The 19016-nt window shown below is 43.2% G+C and carries 13 protein-coding genes; 6 read left to right on the forward strand and 7 right to left on the reverse strand.

All coding sequences use genetic code 11. The features are described from left to right. Positions 1-38: 38 nt before the first annotated feature. The 3 genes from P1X15_RS19340 to P1X15_RS19350 form a co-directional block, all read right to left on the reverse strand. Positions 39-1490 (reverse strand): DUF1501 domain-containing protein, encoded by a 1452-nt coding sequence (locus P1X15_RS19340; protein WP_277339782.1) that lies wholly within the window; start codon positions 1488-1490, stop codon positions 39-41. A 38-nt stretch (positions 1491-1528) separates the two neighbouring features. After that, positions 1529-3898 carry a PSD1 and planctomycete cytochrome C domain-containing protein gene (locus P1X15_RS19345; protein WP_277339783.1) on the reverse strand — a complete coding sequence of 790 codons (2370 nt, stop codon included), beginning with the start codon at positions 3896-3898 and terminating at the stop codon, positions 1529-1531. A gap of 209 nt (positions 3899-4107) precedes the next feature. After that, the gene (locus tag P1X15_RS19350) at positions 4108-5127 is read right to left on the reverse strand and encodes a LacI family DNA-binding transcriptional regulator (protein WP_277339784.1); all 1020 of its coding nucleotides are present in this window, start codon (positions 5125-5127) and stop codon (positions 4108-4110) included. A 369-nt stretch (positions 5128-5496) separates the two neighbouring features. On the opposite strand from P1X15_RS19350, the gene P1X15_RS19355 reads away from it, so the two are divergent. The 6 genes from P1X15_RS19355 (at position 5497) to P1X15_RS19380 (ending at position 16174) form a co-directional block, all read left to right on the forward strand. Continuing rightward, positions 5497-8571, forward strand: coding sequence for a TonB-dependent receptor (locus tag P1X15_RS19355; protein ID WP_277339785.1), 3075 nt, complete (start codon positions 5497-5499; stop codon positions 8569-8571). A gap of 53 nt (positions 8572-8624) precedes the next feature. After that, positions 8625-10043, forward strand: coding sequence for a RagB/SusD family nutrient uptake outer membrane protein (locus tag P1X15_RS19360; protein ID WP_277339786.1), 1419 nt, complete (start codon positions 8625-8627; stop codon positions 10041-10043). 45 nt (positions 10044-10088) lie between these two features. Further along, positions 10089-11969 (forward strand): exo-alpha-sialidase, encoded by a 1881-nt coding sequence (locus P1X15_RS19365; RefSeq protein WP_277339787.1) that lies wholly within the window; start codon positions 10089-10091, stop codon positions 11967-11969. A 48-nt stretch (positions 11970-12017) separates the two neighbouring features. Beyond that, positions 12018-12737: a D-lyxose/D-mannose family sugar isomerase gene (locus P1X15_RS19370; protein WP_277339788.1), complete on the forward strand. Its 720-nt coding sequence runs from the start codon at positions 12018-12020 to the stop codon at positions 12735-12737. Between the two features lie 37 nt (positions 12738-12774). Further along, positions 12775-14082, forward strand: coding sequence for a bile acid:sodium symporter family protein (locus tag P1X15_RS19375; RefSeq protein ID WP_277339789.1), 1308 nt, complete (start codon positions 12775-12777; stop codon positions 14080-14082). A gap of 268 nt (positions 14083-14350) precedes the next feature. After that, a complete protein-coding gene (locus tag P1X15_RS19380) occupies positions 14351-16174 on the forward strand; it encodes an ABC transporter ATP-binding protein (RefSeq protein ID WP_277339790.1) in 1824 nt (607 codons plus the stop codon). 98 nt (positions 16175-16272) lie between these two features. Here the strand turns inward: P1X15_RS19380 and P1X15_RS19385 are convergent, their stop codons facing one another. The 4 genes from P1X15_RS19385 to P1X15_RS19400 all read right to left on the reverse strand — a co-directional run bounded on the left by P1X15_RS19385 (position 16273) and on the right by P1X15_RS19400 (position 19008). Then, on the reverse strand, positions 16273-16950 hold the full coding sequence (locus P1X15_RS19385) for a hypothetical protein (protein WP_277339791.1): 678 nt from the start codon (positions 16948-16950) through the stop codon (positions 16273-16275). A gap of 109 nt (positions 16951-17059) precedes the next feature. Beyond that, positions 17060-17746 carry a pirin family protein gene (locus tag P1X15_RS19390; RefSeq protein WP_277339792.1) on the reverse strand — a complete coding sequence of 229 codons (687 nt, stop codon included), beginning with the start codon at positions 17744-17746 and terminating at the stop codon, positions 17060-17062. After that, positions 17743-18264: a hypothetical protein gene (locus P1X15_RS19395; protein WP_277339793.1), complete on the reverse strand. Its 522-nt coding sequence runs from the start codon at positions 18262-18264 to the stop codon at positions 17743-17745. Before P1X15_RS19395 ends, P1X15_RS19390 begins: the two co-directional genes overlap by 4 nt. Positions 18265-18267: 3 nt before the next feature. Next, positions 18268-19008: an intradiol ring-cleavage dioxygenase gene (locus P1X15_RS19400; protein WP_277339794.1), complete on the reverse strand. Its 741-nt coding sequence runs from the start codon at positions 19006-19008 to the stop codon at positions 18268-18270. Positions 19009-19016 lie beyond the last annotated feature (8 nt).

Here is a 19016-nt window from a genome sequence, read left to right on the forward strand (position 1 = left end):
TTTTGTTGCAGTCAGACGGCCAAAAACGACTACAAGGATTAGGCAATTAAGCCTGGAATCACTTTTCCGGCTACGTCGGTAAGGCGGTAGCGGCGCCCTAAATGTTTGTAAGTAAGTTTTTCATGATTAAGACCCATCAAGTGTAAAACCGTAGCATGAAAGTCGTTGATATGTACGGGATCACGCACGATGTTGTAGCCAAAATCGTCGGTTTCACCATAAACAAATCCCGGTTTTACCCCACCACCTGCCATAAAAGTACAGTAAGCACGCGGGTGATGGTCGCGGCCATAATTGTCTTGAGTGGCGGTACCTTGGCTATAATTGGTACGTCCAAACTCTCCTCCCCAGATAACAAGCGTTTCGTCGAGGAGACCTCTCTGTTTGAGATCTTTGATAAGAGCTGCCGAGGCACGGTCGGTGTCTTTGGCTTGTAGCGGCATTTCACCCACCATATTGCCATGTTGGTCCCAGCCTTGATGATAAAGCTGTACAAATCGTACTCCTGCTTCCGACAATTTACGAGCTAAGAGGCAATTGGCCGCAAAAGTGCCTGGTACGAGGCATTCGGGGCCGTACATTTTGATGATATGGTCAGGTTCTTTGGAGAAGTCGGTAAGTTCTGGCACGGCCGTTTGCATTCGGTAGGCCATTTCGTATTGTTGTACTTTAGCGTTGATTTCGGGGTCGCCAAAATCGTCGAAAGCCATGCTATTCAGTTCTGATAGATTGTCAAGCATTTTGCGGCGAGCGGCTCGGTCAGTTCCAGCGGGGTCGTTGAGGTAAAGAATAGGCTCTTCTCCACTGCTAAAAACCACGCCTTGATGAATAGAGTCTAAGAAGCCGTTGGTCCATAATTTGGAATAAACCCCTTGGCCGTTGCCTTTCCCACGTGACAAAAGCACCGAAAATGCTGGTAAGTTTTTGTTTTCACTCCCTAGCCCATAGCTTGCCCAAGCGCCCATACTAGGGCGGTTGCCTTGTTGGGCACCTGTCTGCATGAAAGTAAGTGCAGGGTCGTGGTTGATGGCCTCGGTGTTCATGGTTTTAATCATGCAAATATCATCCACGATGCCAGCGATATTGGGAAACAATTCACTCATCCACATACCTGACTGCCCATACTGGGCAAACTGAAATTTAGAACCCACCAAGGGGAATTTGGCTTGGTTGGCAGTCATTCCAGTGAGGCGTTGCCCCATTCTAATGGAGGCGGGAAGCTCTTCGCCGGCCATTTTATTGAGCAAAGGTTTATATTCAAAACTCTCATATTGAGAAGGCGCACCATTTTGGAATAAATAAATGACCCGCTTTGCTTTGGGGGCAAAATGCGGAATTCCTAAAGGCAGGGTATCTGAGTCGTCGCCGTTGCCTTTAAACAAATCTGGTACGAGCAGAGAGCCAAGGGCGACGCTGCCGATGCCTGCCGTCATTTTACCCAAAAAATGCCGACGAGTGATGTTGAAACGGTTTTCTAAAAACTCTTTCATATCTTTTATGGTATTGAAGTCACAGATGAGGCAATCAATTATCGCATGATGGTTTCTTCGAGGTTGTACACCATCAAAATAGTTTGCATTAAAGCCGCTACAGAAGCTCGGTCAGGAAGACGACTTTGAGGTTTTTCTCCGATACTAAGCACTTTTGTTACTTTTTTGGGGTCTTTAGCAAGAGCCATTTTTTCTTCCTCAAAATATTTCTGAATTACTGAAAGTTCTTTGGATTGGGGCTGTCGGCATACGATTTGTCGAAAGGCTTTGGTGATTTTAGCTTCGGTAGAAGTTTTTTCGAGGGAGAGCTTCTCTGCCAATACGCGCGCCGATTCATGCACAACGGGGTCGTTGAGCATGACAAGGGCTTGCAGAGGTGTATTGGTACGTGAGCGCTTTACTTCACATTGGTCACGGTTACTAGCATCAAAAATCAACATGCTAGGTGGTGGTACGGTACGTTTGATAAATACATACATACCCCGTCGGTAGAGGCTATCGCCGTGGTCTTGGATGTAAGTTTTGAGAATTCCACGGCCTGAAGTAGCCGATTCCCAGAGTCCTTTGGGTTGATAAGGTTTCACACTTGGCCCGCCAATTTCGGGATTGAGTAGGCCGCTACTTGATAGTACCAAGTCGCGTACAAGCTCGGCAGAGAGGCGCATACGAGGAGAGTGGGCAAGGAAAACATTCTCAGGGTCTTTGGCGAGATGGTCTTTGGTAATACGTGATGATTGCCGATAGGTGGCCGACATTACGATTTGTTTTATGAGGCGTTTGATATCCCAGCCGTGGGTGCGAAAATCTACTGCCAACCAGTCTAGCAATTGGGGATGAGAAGGCAGCTCTCCCTGCATTCCAAAATCACCAACAGTTTTGACGATACCGCGTCCGAAAAATTCTTGCCAAATACGATTCACAAATACCCGAGCTGTTAGAGGGTTTTTGGACTCGAGCATCCATTGCGCAAGCCCCAAACGATTTTGGGGGTATTTTTTGGAATTAAAAGGCATGATGAAATTGGGCATGTTGGCCGCTACTTCATTGGTAGGCTGATCATAATTGCCACGATTGAGGATGTGAGTAGATCGCAGGGTATCAAGGTCTTGCATTACCATCACCATCACTGCGGCTGTATCCGTTTTGTTCACAAACTTCAAGATGTCTTTCACATCTTGGGTTGTGATTTTCATGTTGGGAGGGTCGGCAAAATTGGCGTCTATGGTACCAAAAAGCCCTTTTTCTGGCACTTGATTAAAAAATGCAAAAGCACTATAATAATCCTTTTGTAAGATAGGGTCATATTTGTGATCGTGGCATTTGGCACACTCGTAGGTAAGCGCCAAAAATGTTTTTCCAAACGTATTGGTGCGGTCGGTGACGTACTCGATGCGGTATTCTTCATCTATTACCCCGCCTTCTTGGGTGATTTTATGATTTCGATTAAAACCCGTTGCCAGCATAATTTCTTTGGCAGTAGGATCGTCGTAGCGTTTGCCTTGCTGCTTTACCAGCAAATCTCCTGCCAACTGCCAAGTGAGAAATTTGTCGTAACCATAATTTTGATTAAAAGCATGAATTACCCAATCGCGCCAAGGCCACATGGTACGGAGGCCGTCGTCTTGATAGCCATGAGAGTCGGCGTAGCGAGCGGCATCTAGCCAAGGAATCGCCATTTTTTCACCATAATGTTTACTTTTCAGAAGTTCGTCAACGGCTTTTTCGTAGGCATTTTCTGATTTATCTTTCAAGAAACGTTCTTGCAAATCTAGGCTAGGCGGCAAACCTGTAATATCAAGCGCTGCTCTTTTGAGCAAACGTTCTTTGTCGGCTTCTTCGTTGGGGGCAAGGCCTTTTTCTTCCATTTTGGCCAACGTAAAATAATCAATCTCATTTTTTGGCCATGATTCTTCATTGACTTGTGGAAGCTTGGGGCTAGAAGGAGCGATAAATGCCCAGTGAGGTTTGTATTTGGCACCTTGTTTTATCCATTTCTCAATAAGTGCAATTTCGTGATCAGTAAGTTTGAGATTAGATTCCAGAGGAGGCATGATTTCGGCCGTATCTTTAGTAACGATTCTCAACCAAACTGCCGATTGGTCAGGTTTGCCGGGTACGATAGCATGAAGTTTGGGATTATCTTTCAAGGCCGCATATGCCGCCGCTTCGGTATCGAGGCGCAGGTCTGCTTCGCGCTTATTGGCATCGGGGCCGTGGCATTTAAAACATCGATCAGAAAGAATAGGCCGGATGTGGTAATTATAATCCACCTCATCAGGGATTGCTGCCGCAGAAGCATTTCCTCGATTGAGAAAGCAAGCTGTGGTGATATAAGAAACAGCCACTACAGTAGCTACTAAAAGCTTGTTGTTGAGCAAGAAAGGAATCACTCTAGCAAAAGGTCTCACGTCAGTTAAGGGCAACAGTTTATAATAAGTGCAAATATATTTTAAAAAAAATTAAAAACTAATTTTTGCACAATTAGCGTGATTTTTTTGGATAATATTTGGATGAAGAGAATCTTGTTATAAGCTACTAAAATAATTTGGAATGATAGTTAACCTAGACAAAAGTGGGTTGACTTAGAGGGAGAGTATAGTTGTGCACAAGATAAATTTCAAGCTTTGCGAGTTGATTTTCTAATCACTAGTTTGGCATCTAAGGTATGAGTTTCGGGTATAAAATGGGTTCCTTCATTAAGTTGTCGAATCAGCAACTCGGCTGCATGACGGCCTATCTCATGGAGAGGCTGTACAACTGATGTCATCGGAGGTGTGATGAAAGCACTATGAGGTGCATTTGAAAAACCAACCAAAGAAATATGCTCCGGAATATTCATCCCATTTTCTTGAATACAGATTAAGGCTTCGATAGCGGTTGGATCATTGACGGCAAATAGCGCATCAGGGCGATTGGTTTGGTTGAGTAGCGCTTGAGTGTACATTCGGGTTTTGCCTTCTTCAAAATTGCAAGGCATTATCAAAGATTCTTCAATGGGGAGTTGATAAGTTTTCAACGCATCCAAATAGCCATTGAGTCGGTTGCGACCGATGGTCAGATTTTGGGGGCCTGCAAGGTGAGCTATCCGCCGACAACCCGTCTGAATCAAATGTTCAACGGCCATAAATGCCCCTTGATAATCATTAACCATCACTTTAGAGCCAGGTAGTTCGTCCACAATTCTATTAAAGAAAACGATTGGAAGTCCTTTGCGTTGGGCGGATATAATGTGCCCATAGTCGTTGGTTTCTCGGGTGATGGCCAAGATGAGTCCTTCTACTCTGCTCGACATCATAGCCTGTAGATTATGCTTTTCAATTTCCAATGATTCCGCAGATTGCATGATCATAACCTTATAGTCTTCTGCATTGGCTACTTCTTGAATGCCAAGTATGACATTAGGGAAATAAGCATGCACAAACTCCGGCACCATCACCCCAATAATATTGGTTTTGTTTTTTCGTAGACTTGTCGCAATTGTATTGGGCTGGTAATCTAGCTCTTGTGCTAGCTCTAGCACAGCTTTCTTAGTCTCTGGGTTTATGTCGGGGGCATTGCGTAATGCTCTTGAAACAGTCGAGATAGAGACGTTGAGTTTAATAGCGATGTCCCAAATGGTTGGTTGTTTGTTTCTCATATACAAGCTTAAACAAAGGTATTAACATCTCCATTTTTGCACTTTTTGTAGGCATTAGGGTTGAGACGATAGTTTTTGCTTCTTCTCCTTTTGGCCTTGGTAGTTCATGCTTTCGATTTAGCTCTTTAAGAATTTTTCTCCAAATTAATTCTTCAATAGAATTTTCGGCAACGTTTCCGATAACGTTTTTTCACAAAAAAAACTCTGAAATAGTCAATTTTCCTTGACTACTGTGATTGTTTTCCTATAACTTCAACAACAAGCTTTGTAGTTAATCCCCTTTTTAGAATGGATTATGTAGGTGATAAATACAATGGAGAGAAAGTGAAATTTAATGAATTTTTATAATTATTCCAATTTGAAATGTATATGAATAAACTTCTAAACCCTGCAGTGTATCTGCTTGTACTAATTGGCATGTTCGTTACCCAAGCACCCTTGTGGGCGTGGGGAGGAGGGCACCGACCTTCTAATGCGATTTCAGTCAAGGGAGTAGTATCTTCCGAAAATGGCGAAACTCTTCCGGGAGTGAGCGTAACAGTCAAAGGAACCACCATCGGTACCACTACAAATGCTAGTGGAGAATACAGCCTGAGTTTTCCTAATAGCGATGCTATTTTGGTGTTTAGCTCGGTAGGATACGATAAGCAAGAGATAGTTGTAGGAGGCCAAACTATCATCAATATGGTGCTAAAAAGCGATGTGAAAGCACTCACTGAGGTCGTAGTAGTAGGCTATGGTACTCAGCAGCGAAAAGACCTTACGGGAGCCGTAGCTTCTATAAAGGGGAAAGAGCTTGAAAATATACCTGTAAGAGGGCCACTTGAAGCATTACAAGGCCGCGTGGCAGGGGTACAGATTGTGCAAAATAGTGGTTCACCAGGGGCTACGCCTAATGTAAGGATTAGAGGGGTTACTTCTTTAAATGCAGGCAATGACCCCCTTTATATTGTAGATGGAGTACCGATTACGGGGGATATCAATGTAGTCAATCCCAATGATATTCAGTCGATAGAAGTACTCAAAGATGCTTCAGCTACGGCTATCTATGGGGCAAGAGGCGCAAACGGAATCATTATCGTAACTACAAAGCGCGGCAAATCAGGCAAAACCAGTTTTAATGTGAGTGCCTATACTGGCATAATGGATGTGGGTCGACAAATTCCGATGTTGGATGCTTATCAAGAGCGAGATTATATCTTGAATGCCAATGCCAACGCAGGTACAGCGGAGGTTCGCTTAGGACTAGATACACTTTTTAGAGACGGCAAAGCCGTATATAATACCAATTGGCAAGATGAAATGTATCGGCAAGGTGCTATCTCCAATTATGAGCTATCATTGAGAGGAGGAAATGACAAAACAACTTACGCGGCAAGTTTGGGGTATTTTAATCAAAAAGGAGTCGTAATAAGCTCAGGATTTGATACTTACAGGGGGCGGTTTAGTATTGACCATCAGGCGTCTAATCGCTTTAAAACAGGAGCCAATATTTTATTGTCAACAGCAAAAAGAGACAGAGTACCCGAAGGAGACGACCTCAATGCGGTGATTACCAATGCCATGAGGATGCTGCCTTTTTCGCCCGTTTATGGCGCTGATGGTAATTATACTTTTGTTGATCAAATCCAGCGACCCAATCCCGTTGGGCTAGCCAACCTCACTTCATGGTTTACAATCAACAATCGCTTAGTAGGAAATATATACGGAGATTATGATATTGGAAAAGGCTTGAGTTTTCGCTCTACTTTAAATATCGATTATTCGGGAACGCGCGACGAACGCTTCACACCTAGTAGTATTCAAGGAGGTGCAGCACGCCCTGCCACTGCTTCGTACGGGGATGTATTTACTTGGATTAGCGAAAATACCCTTAATTATGCCCAATCCTTCGGTAAGCATAGTGTATCGGGCTTGCTTGGTTATAGTGTTCAGGCTTCCAAAATCTTTAATCTTTCGGCGGCGGGAAATCAAGGTGCTACCGACAATATCACTACCCTAAATGCTGCCGCCACTCCTACGGCAGCCTCAAGCAGTAAGTCTTCGTGGGGATTGGTCTCATTTTATACGCGCTTCAATTATAGTTTCAATGATAGATACCTCATCACTGCTACTCTCCGTCGGGATGGTTCCTCTCGGTTTGGTGCCGACAAGCGTTATGGTTTGTTTCCGTCGGTATCGGTGGGTTGGAGATTGTCAGAAGAGTCATTTATGCGAAATTTGACATTTATCAATGATTTGAAAGTGCGAGCAAGTATTGGAGTAGTTGGCAATCAGTCGATTAGTGATTTTGGTGCGCAGGGTTTGTATAGCACAGGAAGCAATTATGTAGGTAAAGCGGGTATTGCTCTTTCGGCGATTCCTAATCCTAATCTGAGTTGGGAGTCAACTACTCAATCTGATGTTGGGGTCGATTTTTCGTTGTTTAGTAATCGCCTCCATTTTACGGCAGATGCCTATTTAAAAAAGACCAAAGATTTACTTTTACTCGTAAATCTACCGACTACTTCAGGGTTTAGTTCTGCGTTACAAAATGTTGGCGATACCCAAAATAAGGGTTTAGAGTTTAGTATTTCTGCTCAGAATATTACGGGGGCGGTGAAAGGATTGAAATGGAATTCAAGTTTCAATATTTCATTCAATCAAAACAAAATCATAAAACTCTCCAACAACAATGCCGATATCATCCAGACAAGTTCGGATGCTACTTTCTTCAGTACAAGTCCAGTGGGAATAGGGCGATTGGGGCAGCCTATTGGTGTTTTTTATGGATATGTATACACAGATAGAGTATATGCTACGACCGATGAAGCCAAGGCTGCTAATATGAGAGATGGTAGCCCTACAGGACCTTTATATGTGGCTGGTGATATGATTTACAAAGATTTGAATGGAGATGGGGTTATCAATGATGCTGATAGGACGATCATTGGGAATGCGAATCCTAAATTTATCGCTGGGCTAACCAATAATTTTACGTTCAAAAACTTCGATTTATCAATCTTCCTACAGGCTTCGTATGGCAATGATATCTACAACCAAACCCGACAATCATCCAACCGCAGTTTTGTTTATAATGCCGCTACTACCGAAGTGCTTCGAAGCTGGCGCAAAGAAGGTGATGTCACTGATGTACCAAGAGGTACCCCTAGTACTATCGGCAGAAATGGCCTAGTATCTACGCGGTGGATAGAAGATGGTTCCTATTTACGCGTAAAAACCGCTACTTTGGGCTATACAGTGCCTGCGGTACTTCTAAAAAAACTTGGAGTCGATAATGCACGCATCTATGTATCTGGACAAAACCTCTTCACTTTTACGAAGTATTCGGGTATGGACCCTGAAGCAAATTTTCGGACAGGGCTGCCCTTGTTGCAAGGTATTGACTTGGGTACTTATCCACAGGTACGTACCATTACTTGTGGTATAAATTTAGGATTTTAAAAACTCTTACTGGTTGACCATCATATTGACTAGTTTGTAAATGAACAAAGCGCATGAAAAAATTCATATATACTATTTTTATCGGAACTGCATTAGGGATATTTAGCAGTTGTACAGATTCGATTCTTGACCAAAAGCCCTTGAGTGCTTTGACCCAAAGTTCCTTTTTTCAAACAGCAGCCGATGCTGAAGCGGCGGTGTTGGCCTGTTATGACGCTTTACAAGGCGACGAAGTGCGTCGGATTGCGTGGGGAGATGCCCGTGCCGACAATCTCAAAATCCCCTTAGAGGCTATCGGCGCTACTGACCCCGATATGCTGGAGTTTCAGAAAGACAACATCAGCAGTAGTAGTGGGAACGGCAACTGGGCTAAATTCTATAACGGAATCAACAAAGTAAATAATGTTTTAGCTCAGGTCCCTACCATCAAAAGCCCTACTATCACGAGCGTAAAAAATCGGATCATGGGAGAAGGATATTTTTTGAGAGCGTTTCATTATTTTAATCTTGTACGTATATGGGGAGCAGTTCCGTTGATAGTAGAGCCTACGCTCTCATTGGACAAAGATTTGCAGCCTTCTCGTACTCCTGCCGATAAAGTACTGGAGCAAGTCGTCACGGATCTCAAGCAGGCGGAGACCTTATTGCCGGTGGCTTATGCCTCCAATATCGAAACCCGAGGAAGAGCCACGCGGGGAGCCGCTCAAGCATTGTTGTGTAAAGTGTATTTATGGAGAAGTTCTTATCTCCAAACCAACGAGTGGCAGTTAGCTAGCGATTATGCAGATAAAGTACTCGCCAATACCACCTATGCTTTGGTATCGGGAGCCAATTATGGATCGATTTTCACCGCTAAAAATACCGTTGAATCTATTTTTGAGCTACAGTACAATTATAACAACCAAGAAACCAATGCACTGGCTTCTTACTTTTTGCCTCGTAGTAGTAAAGTCCAAACAGGCGGAAACCAAACGCTGATTCCCACCCCAAAACTAGTAGAGGCTTTTGAAGCGGGGGATCTTCGAAAAACGGCTAGTATTTTTTACAGTAATCCCACAACAGACCAGTTCCCTAATCTCCCCACAGTAGCTAAATATACGGGTACTGTAGTAGGAAGTGCACGGTTTAGCGATAGCAATTTCATCTTTTTGCGTTTGGCCGATGTTATTTTGATGCAGGCCGAAGCTTTGGCTCAACTTGGAAAAACAGCCGAAGCGGCAGCACTCATCAACCGTATTCGCAATAGGGCTGGGTTGAGCAATACTACCGCAACTTCAAAAAATGACTTGCTTACCGCGATAGAGCAGGAGCGTTTTGTCGAGCTTTGTTTTGAGGGGCATCGCTGGTATGACTTACTCCGCACTGGTCGCGTAAAAGCGGTTTTGGGAGTAGATAAAAAAGCCTTTATGCCAGTATTTTATACTGAAATCATGCTTAATCCTAACTTATTACCTCAGAATCCCGGGTATTAAAGAGGGGGTATACTATTTTCAATTTTACTAAAAAAACGTTGTTGTATGTTTTTAAACTTCCGAAAAACGCACCTTATTTTGGGATTGTGGATACTAGTACAACAGGGAGTATATGGTCAAGACGGCCGAAACCTGACTGCGGGTAGCATCATTCCTGACGAAACCTACAGTGACCAACCTTATATTGTCAAAACCAACGACGGGGCTTGGCTGTGCGTACTGACTACTGGCTCGGGACACGAAGGGGCATCGGGGCAGCACATCATCACCCAACGAAGTTTTGATCAAGGCAAAACTTGGGTGGACAAGCGAGAAGTGGAGCCTGCCGATGGCCCCGAAGCTTCGTATGCCGTTTTGCTTAAAGCTCCTTCTGGACGGGTGTTTGTATTTTATAATCACAACACTGATAATATTCGAGCAGTCAAAGCAGATAATCCTCCTTATAAGGACGGCTTGGTGAAACGGGTAGATAGTCAAGGATATTTTGTGTTTAAATACTCTGACGACAACGGAAAAACATGGTCTCCTCAGAGGGTTAGAATTCCGATTCGTAACTTCGAAATTGATCGGAAAAATCCGTATGGTGGTACAATCCAATATTTTTGGAATGTGGGGAGAGCCTTTACTTATCGAGGGGTCGCCTTTGTACCAGTGCATAAAGTAGGCGGCTTTGGCGTTGGTTTTTTTACATCAAGCGAGGGCGCACTTCTGCGAAGCCCAGATTTACTGACTGTTAGCGACCCTACCAAAGCTACTTGGAATACCCTTCCCGATGGAGATATTGGCCTCAGAACACCCGATAAGGTGGGTGGCCCAATTGCCGAAGAGCAGAATTTTGTGGTACTAAGCGATGGCTCGTTTTATTGTGTTTATCGTACTATCGATGGACACCCTGTATATACTTATAGCCGCGATGGTGGTCATACATGGGAGCCGCCGCAATATCTTCGCTACGACAACGGAAGGTTAGTAAAACATCCACGGGCGGCCAATTTTGCTTGGAAATGCGAAAATGGCAAATATCTCTATTGGTTTCACAACCACGGAGGGCGTTTTATTAGAGAGCATCCCGACCGCCGTAACATGGCTTACGAAGACCGTAATCCTGCTTGGCTAATGGGCGGTATAGAAGCCGATTCTCCCAAAGGGAAAATCATTAGATGGACTCAGCCCGAAATCTTGCTGTACGACGATGACCCACTCATTCGAATGAGTTACCCTGATTTGATAGAAGAAAAAGGGGATTACTATATTACTGAAACCCAAAAAGATATTGCCCGTATTCACAAAATCGACCATAAACTGCTTGCCGGTTTATGGGAGCAATTTGACAATCGTACCCGAACCAAAGAAGGGTTAGTATTAGACTGGGTATATCAAAAAGAAGGATTGCCACATACGCTTGCTGCACCAACGTTACCCGTTTTTTATAAACGGGATACCCAAAAATTGGAGCAACCAGGGATGAATGTTCCGAATGGATTTACAATTGACTTGGTATTTACCTTAAACAAAGCAACCCCAAATCAGATACTTGCAGACGCCCGCGATAGTCAAGGGAAAGGTTGGTATGTACAAATCACCCCTCAAAAAACGGTGGAATTGGTCATGAATGATGGTCGTATGCAATCATCTTGGGCTTGTGATGAAGGACTACTGACCGAAAATCAACCCCACTATCTAAGTATAATAGTAGATGGGGGACCCAAAGTCGTGGCTTTTGTGGTAGATGGCCTCTTGAACGACGGAGGCGAGACACGACAGTTTGGGTGGGGGCGTTTTAGCCCTTATTTAAAATCGGCAGCAGGGGCTTCTCAGCTCACGGTTGGAAAAAATTTGACCGGCAAAATCTCTCAACTATCAATTTACAACCGTGCGCTTACTATCTCGGAAGCCATTGGAAATTATAGGGCTTACAAAAGATAAAAACCATTTTTTTAGGAAAATACACATTTAAAACCAACTCAAAAATTCATGAACTTGAAACGCTCCATGATAAATGCTAGTGTTCATACGGCCAAAACCGTCGTAGCACACTTTGGGGTTTATCTACCTTCTTTTGCTTACTGGACAGAAGAACAGTGGCTCGACGCTGGCTCCGAATACGACGAAATTCGGGATTGTATGCTTGGCTGGGATGTGACTGATTTTGGTAGTAAAGATTTTTATAATATTGGTCGGACTTTATTTACGGTTCGAAATGGGCGTTTAAATCGGCAAGGGTATCCCAAGCAATATGCCGAAAAATGGCTTATTGACCCTGAAAATCAGCGTGCTCCAGCTCACTTTCATCTATCAAAAAGAGAGGATATTATTTGTAGAGCGGGGGGGAATATACTCGTTCAGCTCACCAAGGCCGATATAGAAGGCAATCCATCCAGCGAAACCTTTCTGACGCAGGTAGATGGTTGTACTCGCCGTTTAGGTCCAGGCGACATTGTGCGCTTGCGTCCGGGAGAAAGCCTAACGATTCATCCTCGGACGATTCATCAATTTTGGGGCGAAGAAGGTACCGGATGGAGGGTAGATGGAGTAGGATATACGCTTAGTTCAGAGATTTCGAGCGTATGCGACGACTGGAACGACAACGTCTTTTTGGTTGATTACGGAGTACGGTTTCCGGAGATTGAAGAAGATGAACCCAGAAATTGTTTTTTATGTCATGAATACCCCGCCGCGGTGGTTGAAAGTTGATTTTTAAGCGTAGAAAAATATTTTAAAGAAAAAAAATATGCCTCATCGTTTGTCGATTGTTTTGCTCATTTTGGCTGGATGCGCCTTGGTTGGTGTAGGAGTTTTTTGGATGCTCGATTATTTTGTGGCGATTGGTCCATTTGTGTTGATAGGTCTCATTGGTTTGGCACTTGCTTTTAGAGGGTTTGAACGCCTAAAAGGATTTTCCTACACCCTTTGGATTCTGACAGCGGTGAGTCTTGCCATGTTTTATCCACAGTATTTTTTTACGGTAGGAGATTTCCAGCTTAAACGCCTGATTGTGCCTTTTGTACAACTGACCATGTTTGGGATGGGGGCACATATGAGTTTTGAGGATTTTAGAGGAGTCGTAAAAATGCCAAAAGGTGTACTCATCGGCATAGCTTGTCATTTTATAGTGATGCCTCTGGTAGGTTATACCTTGTCGCATTTGTTTGGTTTTCCACCAGAGATTGCGGGAGGGGTTATTTTGATAGGCTGTGTATCGAGTGCAATGGCCTCCAATGTAATGTCTTACTTGTCAAAGGCCAATCTAGCTTTGGCCGTAACGATTGGTGCCTGTTCTACCATTCTTTCGCCTTTTGTGACTCCTTTCTTGATGAAATGGCTAGCCGGACAGTTTGTAGAAGTGAACATTGCCCATATGATGATTGATATTACCAACATGATTATCATCCCTATAGTGGCAGGTTTTATTTTTAATCTTTTTTATTTCGGCAACGAAACCCCACGCGCCCGAACATTGCAGCTAGTAGGATTTGCTGTGCTTATCATAGTGGTCAACTTATTGATGATGTTTGTGATGAAATCGGACATGACGGGGCTAGCGGTATCGCTATTGAAATCCTTCGGATGGTTTTATCTCTTGCCCATGATAAGTGCTATTGTTTTCAAAAGACAGAAAGTGAGCCGATTGAAGTTGGAAAATATGCTATCGTTTATGGCGATGTTGGGAATCGTTATCAATACTGTTATCATTACGGCCTCGGGGCGCGACAATCTCTTGCAAGTGGGGGGATGGCTGATTATTTCCTGTTTACTACACAATTTAATCGGATTGAGCGTGGGATATTTTACGGCTTTACTGTTTGGTTTGCCCGAACGAGATCGTCGTACCATTGCGTTTGAGGTAGGAATGCAAAATGGGGGAGTAGCTACGGGCTTGGCATTACAAATGGGCAAAGTCGCCACTGTAGGTCTTGCATCGGCTATTTTTGGGCCTTTACAAAATGTCACTGGCTCGGCTTTAGCCAATTGGTTTAAAAAGCAACCTACAGATAGCGTCACCTCGGAGGTAGAAGAACCAATTTTGAGTAAAACTTGATTTGTTTGAGAGGGGAGGGGGCTGCCCTTCCCCTCCATCAATATTTTTGAGTTTATTGCCCTCTACTCATCTGCCTTTTTGAACATCGTTTTTCTTTTGAGGTAAAAACTTAGGGACTATTTTTTTCAAATTGGAAATGAAATCAATGTTTGATTCATCTCAAGTTTCTGCGTGTTTGAAGGGGCTTTTTTCGTCTTAGGAAAAGGAGCGTTGAGGGCAAGCTTGAATCCATTTTGTAGTCACTCCCAAAAACCCCTACCTTTGCGTCATGAAAATTTACTGGCGCATTTTACAGTATGCACGCCCTCTAAGCCGATATGTAGGGCCTTACTTTTTTACTTCATTATTGGGGAGCTTGTTTGGTGTACTCAATTTTACCTTGATTCAACCCCTCTTGGATGTTCTTTTTGGCAAAGCCCAGATTCCTGCCAAGCTTGTATTTCCAACGTTTAGATTTGATGCTGAGTATCTGGTAGATTTATTTCAATATTATTTTGGAAATGCCATCCAGAATTACGGAAAGTTGGGGGCTTTGCAGTTTGTGTGTGGCGCTATCTTGCTTTGTGTTTTTTTAGCTAATGTATTTCGGTATATATCGATTCGCATCATCGAAAATTTTAAAGCCCATACGGTGGCCCAACTTCGACAAGCTGTTTTTGACAATGCCATTCGATTGAGCCTTTCTTTTTTTTCCAACGAGCGCAAAGGCGACTTAATAGCCCGCGTCACTACCGATGTACAAGAAATAGAAAACTCTCTCGGGCGAGCCTTCAGTGCGTTGTTTAAGGAGCTTTTTACCCTGATTTTTTATTTTGTTACGTTGTTTGCCATGTCGGTAAAGCTGACGTTTTTTACATTGGTGGTGATTCCATTGTCAGGGGTTATTATTGGGAGTTTAGCCAAAAAACTCAAAGAATCTGCCTCGGAAGTGCAGCAGCGACTCAGTAACATCATCGGCGTGTTGGACGAAACTTTTGGAGGAATTCGGGTGGTGAAAGGATTTAATGCCGAAAAAGTAATCAAAAAACGGTTTGAAAATGAAAATCAAAGTTATCGTCATGCGCTGCTGAAAATGGTCTTTCGCCAAGAGCTCGCCCCTCCTATGTCAGAGTTTATGGGGGTGTCGGTGGTAGCGGGGATTTTATTGTATGGTGGTTCGATGGTTTTGTCCAACAACTTTGAGCTTTCACCTTCTACTTTTGTTACTTACATCATTATTTTTTCGCAGGTATTACGTCCAGCTAAAGAGATTTCCAACGCCATCAGCGGAATTCAGCGCGGCGTGGCTTCGGGCGAGCGTATCATGAAACTAATAGATACCCCTATTGAAGTAAATGATAAACCAGGAGCTTCCCAAATTCATGGTTTTGAAAATATGATTGAGGTCAAAAATGTGTCTTTTGAGTACGAAAAGGGCATTCCGGTATTGCAGGATATTTCTTTTAAAATCAAAAAAGGAAAAACCATCGCTTTGGTAGGTTCGTCGGGAGGAGGAAAATCCACCATTGCCGATTTGATTCCGCGTTTTTATGATCCTACCCAGGGAAAAGTTGAGATTGATGGCGTAGACTTACGAGAGGTAACTACTAAATCGCTCCGCGACCTTATGGGGATAGTGACTCAAGAGTCGATTTTATTTAACGATAGCATTTACAACAATATCGCTTTTGGCACTGAAGCTACTGAGGAGCAGGTGATAGCAGCCGCCAAAATCGCGAATGCGCATCAGTTTATCATTGAGCAAAATGAAGGTTATCAGACCATTATCGGTGACCGAGGTACCAAACTTTCTGGTGGGCAGCGTCAGCGGTTAAGTATTGCACGAGCTATTCTCAAAAACCCCCCGATATTGATTTTAGATGAGGCCACTTCGGCGCTTGATACCGAATCTGAGAAATTGGTGCAAGAAGCTTTAACCAATTTAATGAAAAACCGAACTACGCTGGTAATTGCGCACCGTTTGAGTACCATTCAACATGCTGATGAGATTTTGGTATTGAGCGGCGGAAAAATCATTGAACGTGGAACGCACGACGATTTGTTGATGGAAGAAAAAGGCTTTTATCGCAAACTCAGTCTGATGCAAAACTAATAGAGGAATTCCTAACCAGACTTTCCAAGTTTTGTTTTGTAGATAGATGTAAACTTGGAAAGTCTTTTTGGTTGGTATGAGTTAGACTTTCCAAGTTTTTACAAGATAAACCGCAGTACTTCGCCATTTTCCGAAAACAAAATATTGCTTAGATAACCAATCCTTGCGTGGCCTTGTTGGTCAAAAACAATTCTCTCAAAAATAGCTTCAATTTCGTAGGCTTGTACACGCCGATGTATGGGATTGAGTGTGCCGCCGTATTCGCCAGCTTTGGCAAGGGGACTCCACTGTAAATGCGCATCGACGAGGGTGCCGCGTGGCGACATAATGCCTGGATTGCCAAGCCCGCGAAAATCAGTAAGCAAAGGATGATCTAGGCCAAGAGCGTGACCAAACTCGTGCGCTGCCGTAGTAGATTGTCCTAGGTTGTCGGAGGTAATCCAATGCCCCGCGTTGTCTCCTAACCCAAACCCCATGAATGAACGTGTAACATGGTTTTGAGGTTCGATACGTATGAAATTGTATCTAAAATCCGTGTTTTGATACGCCCATCCAAACGCTTGTTCTAAACTAACTATTTCAAAATCAATTTGAAATTTGATAGAGTAGGGAATGTTATAGAGTAGGATAATGCCTTGCGGCTCGTGATACATTTGCCGAATTTCTTCGGTGATTTTGGTGGCTATTGTTGCATTTGCTTCACTTCCATAAAAGAAGAATTTAGCAGAAAGTGTAATGGTCTTGGTTTGTTCGTTAAGAATCGCGAGGGCAGCCATAAGTTATAATATCGATAAGCTACTAAAACTAAGCAGATTCATGTCAAGTGAAAACGCAATTCATGAACGAAAATGATTCGCAAAAAGATATATAATAATACTATGAGATTTACATCGGCAATTCGATAATGAGGATGATGGCATTGTTTGACAATGCTTCAAATTCAACTTCCGATATTTGCGAAAGAGCCAAGCCATCACGAGGATGTAATAAACGGTTTTGTACTTCAAATGCCCCCTCAATCACAAATACAAATACTCCGTGAGCTTCGTCTAATAAGGGATACGTATCTTGGACGCGACCATCATAACGGCCAATCCACCCTTGGGCTTGGGTTGCAAAAAGTGGGTTAAGCTGGTTTTTGGTCCTAAAATCAAAAGTGAAATTGTTTGAATGAGGAACAAACGTATCGCTTTGATTTTTAACCCAAATTTGTAAAAAATTGATAAGCTCGTCAGAATAGGGATTGGTAATCTTGTAAGTAAACCCTTCAGGGGCATTTAAAATTTGTACTTGACCTGCTTCCAAGATACCTGCTTCTCCTAAACTATCTTCATATTCTATCGCTCCTACCAAAGGCAACAAAATAACGTCCATGTTTTCCTCAACTTGTAGGGAAAGGCTCTTTTGGCTGGCGAGGGTATCGTCATTAAAAACCTGTAGTGCGCCGAAAGGCTGACGATGCTCTACACGGTATTCTCCAAAATTGAAAGTATGAAAACTGCGAAACCAATCTACTTCAGAACGGCCGCGTTGATCCGCCAAAAAAATGGTAGCTTCAGGTTGGGAAATCATAGGGTAAGTGCTTTTTGAAAAAATGAAATACTTAGATTAGGTTGTAAATCAATAATGTCTGTAGCAACATCTATGCCATTTTTGATTGCTTCAGTTTGATTTCCATAGGCAACCAAAAGATGGTCGCCTATGGAATCAATCCAAGTAAGAGGTTCACTATAAAAATAAATAGCGACTTTGTGTTCGGCTTTATTTTGAACGTGAGAATGGATAAGCTCAAATTTAAAACGCTTAAATGAAAGACACAACTTCCCATGTACATTGACTATCTCTGGCATGATATCTTTTAGTTGCTTGAGATATCCAATAGCTGCTGTACTCACCATACCATGAATTTGGTGGGCTTGGGGAATATTATCTTCTAAAGCCTTTAAAGTTTTGTATTGTCCCTCAGGGTCAAAGTATTGTGCTCTCATAAAAAACTCTAGATAAGTGTCGTCAAACACGAACTTGTCCCATGCTTTTTGGGAAGAAGCATCAATCACTTTTCGATAACATAAACTGATAATGCCTTTCATGGTTTAGGCGCTTACTACTATAGTGTGAGTGAGGGCATATCCGTTGGCGACGCTACCTGTCACGGTAGCTAATTCGTTGGTATAACCATCGCTAAATACATTGTCTCTTTCGTTGGTAGTGTCGGCTTTTCCTTTGGTGTAAAAATTAGTAGCCGTCGTAAACACAGTATCGCATACCGTGGCAGGAAAAGCAATCTGGGTTACTAATAATGATTTGCCACTAGCGTTATAAATATGAACATGGATATGCACGGCTCTTCCCGAATACCATCCCGGAAAAATCGTTGTGAAAGAGACTGCCCCACTAGCATCAGTAGTTTGGCGACCTCTCAAGAAGTGTACCGAAGTATAATTGGTACTTTGCATGCCTGTACCACCGTATTCAGAATAATTGCCATCTTTATCGCAATGCCAAATATCTACTATGGCTCCTTCTAAAGCTGCGCAACTGGTATTTTTGTTTTTGATAGTAATAGCCACAGTCATCGGAAGACCCGTACGGTCTGAGCGAATGTCTTTCATGACAAGCGAGCTAGGAGTTTTGGTAGGGAAGGGACCTTCGGTTTCGGAGGGAGTCACGTCGCAGGTGCCGCCCGTAGTTCCATTGGTGGAGCCTTGGTTAGTAGTAGTGCCTCCAGTAGTAGTGGGGTCAACGCTGTCTTTGCTGCAAGCTCCTACCAATGGGGCTACGGTAGCGATTCCTAATACTGATAAGCTTCTTTTCAAAAATTCCTTACGTTCCATGTTCTTAG

Source organism: Runella sp. MFBS21 (assembly GCF_029433105.1).
GTDB lineage: Bacteria > Bacteroidota > Bacteroidia > Cytophagales > Spirosomataceae > Runella.

Bases quoted from the DNA above. Each gene is read 5' to 3' on its own strand.
- P1X15_RS19340 (WP_277339782.1), bottom strand. From the start codon at position 1,490: ATGAAAGAGTTTTTAGAAAACCGTTTCAACATCACTCGTCGGCATTTT.
- P1X15_RS19350 (WP_277339784.1), bottom strand. From the start codon at position 5,127: ATGAGAAACAAACAACCAACCATTTGGGACATCGCTATTAAACTCAAC.
- P1X15_RS19355 (WP_277339785.1), top strand. From the start codon at position 5,497: ATGAATAAACTTCTAAACCCTGCAGTGTATCTGCTTGTACTAATTGGC.
- P1X15_RS19360 (WP_277339786.1), top strand. From the start codon at position 8,625: ATGAAAAAATTCATATATACTATTTTTATCGGAACTGCATTAGGGATA.
- P1X15_RS19365 (WP_277339787.1), top strand. From the start codon at position 10,089: ATGTTTTTAAACTTCCGAAAAACGCACCTTATTTTGGGATTGTGGATA.
- P1X15_RS19370 (WP_277339788.1), top strand. From the start codon at position 12,018: ATGAACTTGAAACGCTCCATGATAAATGCTAGTGTTCATACGGCCAAA.
- P1X15_RS19375 (WP_277339789.1), top strand. From the start codon at position 12,775: ATGCCTCATCGTTTGTCGATTGTTTTGCTCATTTTGGCTGGATGCGCC.
- P1X15_RS19380 (WP_277339790.1), top strand. From the start codon at position 14,351: ATGAAAATTTACTGGCGCATTTTACAGTATGCACGCCCTCTAAGCCGA.
- P1X15_RS19385 (WP_277339791.1), bottom strand. From the start codon at position 16,950: ATGGCTGCCCTCGCGATTCTTAACGAACAAACCAAGACCATTACACTT.
- P1X15_RS19390 (WP_277339792.1), bottom strand. From the start codon at position 17,746: ATGATTTCCCAACCTGAAGCTACCATTTTTTTGGCGGATCAACGCGGC.
- P1X15_RS19395 (WP_277339793.1), bottom strand. From the start codon at position 18,264: ATGAAAGGCATTATCAGTTTATGTTATCGAAAAGTGATTGATGCTTCT.
- P1X15_RS19400 (WP_277339794.1), bottom strand. From the start codon at position 19,008: ATGGAACGTAAGGAATTTTTGAAAAGAAGCTTATCAGTATTAGGAATC.